The 4,112-nt window shown below is 62.1% G+C and carries 3 protein-coding genes; all 3 read left to right on the forward strand.

The features are described 5' to 3' along the window. On the forward strand, positions 1–686 hold a 686-nt coding region (locus FEM54_RS26215; protein WP_171045903.1), incomplete at its 5' end, for a TolC family protein. 94 nt (positions 687–780) lie between these two features. After that, entirely contained in the window at positions 781–1,893 is a 1,113-nt protein-coding gene (locus tag FEM54_RS26220) for an efflux RND transporter periplasmic adaptor subunit (protein WP_170037736.1), read from the forward strand. A 9-nt stretch (positions 1,894–1,902) separates the two neighbouring features. Then, positions 1,903–4,112, forward strand: a 2,210-nt coding sequence (locus tag FEM54_RS26225; protein WP_138453625.1) for an efflux RND transporter permease subunit, incomplete at its 3' end; no start/stop codon positions are given.

Raw genomic sequence — 4,112 nt, forward strand, 5'->3', positions numbered from 1 at the left:
TGCCGTCGGCCCTTGTGGGCCAGCGCCCGGATGTGCGTTCCGCCGAGGCTCAACTGCATCAGGCCAGTGCCAATATCGGCGTGGCTGTCGCCAACCAGTTGCCGCAGTTCAGCATTAACGGCTCGCTGGGCTCCACGGTGGCAAGCGGCACCAAACTGTTTTCATCGGGCTCCGGCGTGTGGAGCCTGGCGGGTTCAATCACCCAGCCGATCTTTGACGCTGGCGCACTCGAACACCGTAAACGCGCAGCCGTGGCCGCTTACGACGAGTCGGCGGCGCGTTATCGCGGCACGGTGGTGACCGCCTTCCAGGACGTGGCCAACGCACTGCGGGCGCTGGAAGCCGACGCCGACGCGCTCAACCAGCAGGTCGTGGCCGAGCGCTCCGCGCAGGCCAACCTGGATCTGGTCCAGGCCCAGTTCCGTCTCGGCGCGGTGGCCTATATCAACCTGCTCACGGCCCAGCAGACCTATCAAAACACTGCACTGTCACGCGTGAAGGCCCAGGCCGCCCGCTACAGCGACACCACCGCCCTCTTCCAGGCCCTGGGTGGCGGTTGGTGGAACCGTGCGGATGTAAACCCGGACACCAAGGGCAGCCCGGATCGCTTCGGCCTGCCGTCGTGGCAGGAAATCATGCCGGCCAAGAGCAAAGCCGCGCCGGCCGATGCCGCGCGGCTCAACTGAATCAACAGTGAGAAACCCCATGGCTGAAGTCACCCCTGTCTCTGCCCCACCACCGGCCCCCAATGGCCCGCGCAAGCGGCGACTGTGGCGGCCGATGCTGATCATGATCGTGGTGGTGCTGGTGATTGTCGCGATCATTGCCGGGGTGAAGTTCGTGCAGATCTCGGCGCTGATCGCCCAGTCCAAACAGCCCTTGCCTGCAGCGGTGGTGACGGCGATGCAGGTGCCATTCAGCGATTGGCAACCCAGCGTCTCGGCGGTGGGCTCGATGAAGGCAGTGCGCGGCGTGGATGTGACCACGGAAGTGGGCGGCATCGTGCGCACCATCGGGTTCAAACCCGGCCAGGATGTCGAAGCCCAGGCACTGCTGGTGCAGTTGAATGCCGACTCCGACATCGCGCAACTGCACTCGCTCGAGGCCACAGCCGACCTCGCCGTCATCGTGCTCAAGCGCGACAAGGCGCAACTGGCGGTCAACGCAATCTCCCAGGCCCAGGTCGACAGCGACACCGCCGACTTGAAGGCCAAGCTTGCCGCCGCCGAGCAGCAGCGTGCGCTGGTGGCGAAAAAGACCATTCGCGCACCGTTTGCCGGGCGCATCGGTATCACCAGCGTCAACCCCGGCCAATACCTCAACCCCGGCGACAAGATCGCCACGTTGCAGACATTTGATCCTGTCTATATCGACTTCAGCGTACCGCAGACGCAGATGGAAGCCATCGCCATTGGACAAAGCGTCGCGGTAACGGCTGACGGCCTGTCCAACCAGACGTTCAAGGGCCGTATCAGCACCATCGACACCCAGTTCGATGCCACCACGCGCAACATTACCGTTGAAGCAACCGTGGAGAACCCCAAGCAAAACCTGGTGCCCGGCATGTTTGCCCGTGCCGTGGTCAGCTCGGGCGCCACCCAACGCTACCTCACCGTCCCGCAAACGTCGGTGACCTACAACCCGTATGGCACCACGGTGTTCATTGCCACCTCGAGCAAGAATGACAAGGGTGACGAGGTGCTCACCGCGCAACAGACCTTTATCAAGACCGGGCCGACCCGTGGCGATCAGGTCGCGATCCTGTCCGGCGTCAAGGAAGGCGATCTGTTGATCACCAGCGGCCAGATGAAGCTCAAGAACGGCTCGCCGGTGAAGGTCGACAACAGCGCCGCGCCGCTGAACGACCCGGCGCCGACGCCCCAAGAACATTAAAGGTGTCCCATGAAGCTTACCGATACCTTTATCCAGCGACCGGTGTGGGCCATCGTCGTCTCGCTGTTCATTCTGATCCTGGGGCTGCGCTCGATTTTTGAACTGCCGGTGAATCAATGGCCGCGCACCGAAAATACCGTGGTCACCATCACCACCTCCTACTACGGCGCCGACGCCTCCACGGTCTCCGGGTTTATTACCCAACCGCTGGAATCGGCGATTGCCCAGGCCCAGGGCATCGACTACCTGGCTTCGTCGAGCATCACCGGCATCTCGACCATCACCGCCACGCTGCGGCTGAACTACGACGCCAGCAAAGCCCTTACCGAGATCAACACACAGGTCAATTCGGTCAAGAACCAGTTGCCGGCGCAAGCCCAGGAGCCGGTGCTGACCATTGCCGTGGGGCAGACTACCGACGCCATGTACCTGGGTTTTTACAGCGACACGCTGCCGACCAATAACATCACCGACTACCTGGTGCGGGTGGTCAAGCCCAAGCTGGATTCGATCCAGGGCGTACAAACCGCCGAGATCCTCGGCGGCCGCCAATTCGCCCTGCGCGCCTGGCTGGACCCGGACAAACTGGCGGCGCATAACGTCACCGCGCAGGACGTGTCCACGGCGCTGGCCAACAATAACTACCTGTCGGCCGTTGGTTCGACACGTGGGCAAACCGTGACGGTCGACCTCACCGCCGGCACCGATTTGCACACGGTGGATGAGTTCAAGCGGCTGGTGATCAAGCAGAAAGGCGATGCGCTGGTGTACCTGGAGGATGTGGCCACCGTCACCCTTGGCGCCGAGAACTATGACAGCAGCGTGGCGTTTTCCGGCAAACGCTCGGTGTTTATTGGCATCAAGGCGGCGCCCACCGCGAATATCCTCACCGTCGCCAGCAGCGTGCGCGAAGCCTTCCCCGAGTTGCAATCGCAACTGCCGGCCGGCGTGCGCGGCGAAATTGTGTATGACTCCACCGCGTTTATTAACACCTCGATTTACGAGGTGGTGAAGACCCTGGTCGAAGCCATGATCATTGTGTCGGTGGTGATCTATCTGTTCCTCGGTTCGTTCCGCGCGGTGATTGTGCCGTTGGTGGCGATCCCGTTGTCGCTGGTCGGCACCTTCTTTGTGATGTACCTGCTGGGCTATTCGATCAACCTGCTGACCTTGCTCGCACTGGTATTGGCCATCGGCCTGGTGGTGGACGACGCGATTATCGTGGTGGAAAACGTCGACCGGCACATCAAGGAAGAAGGCAAAGGCGTGCTGGAGGCCGCGCTGGTGGCGGCGCGGGAGTTGGGCGGGCCGATCATCGCGATGACTGTGGTGCTGATTGCCGCCTATGTGCCGATCGGGCTGCGCAGCGGGCTGACGGGCGCATTGTTCAAGGAGTTCTGTTTCTCGCTGGCGGGCGCTGTGACCGTGTCGGCCGTGGTGGCGTTGACCCTTTCACCGATGATGACCTCCAAGTTGTTCAAACCAGGGCAGGAGGAAGGTCGTTTCGCGCGCAAGCTCGATGACTATTTTGATTGGTTGCGCAAGCGTTACCACCGCGTGCTGGCGGGCGGCCTGAATATCTGGCCGGTGCTGGTGACCTTTGGTTTTGTGCTGTTCTTGCTGGTGGCCGCCAGTGGCATGACGGCCAAGAGTGAACTGTCGCCCACCGAGGACCAAGGGCTGGTGTTTATGCAGATCAAAGGCCCACCCACCGCCTCACCGCAGCAGATGGAGCGGATTGCCGACCAGGCATTCCAGATCGCCAATAAAGAGCCGGAATACGCGCAGATGTTCCAGCTCACCGGCCTGCCCGCGCTCAACCAGGGCCTGGGCGGCGTGCTGCTTAAAACCTGGGATGAGCGCACACGCTCCCAGGCCCAACTGATTCTGGATTTGCAGCAAAAGTGGAACCAGGTGCCGGGCGCCACCATTGCCGCCTTCCCGCTGCCGTCGCTGCCGGGCGCCCAAGGGCTGCCGGTGCAGTTTGTGATCACCACCACCGATTCGGTGGAAAACCTCAACGAAGTGGCGCAGGCGGTGATGGCCGAGGCACAGAAACAGCAGCTGTTCTGGTTCTCCGACATGGATTTGAAACTCGACAAACCTCAAGCCAAGCTGGTGGTGGACCGCGAAAAAATCGCCGCGCTGGGCATGACCCAAGCCGATGTAGGTGCCGCGCTGTCGGCGGCACTCGGCGGCAATTATGTGAACTACTTCTC

Origin of the sequence: Pseudomonas edaphica (genome assembly GCF_005863185.1) — a bacterium.
GTDB classification, from domain to species: domain Bacteria; phylum Pseudomonadota; class Gammaproteobacteria; order Pseudomonadales; family Pseudomonadaceae; genus Aquipseudomonas; species Aquipseudomonas edaphica.

Coding starts and splice junctions, on each gene's coding strand:
- FEM54_RS26220 (WP_170037736.1), top strand. CDS start 781: ATGCTGATCATGATCGTGGTGGTGCTGGTGATTGTCGCGATCATTGCC.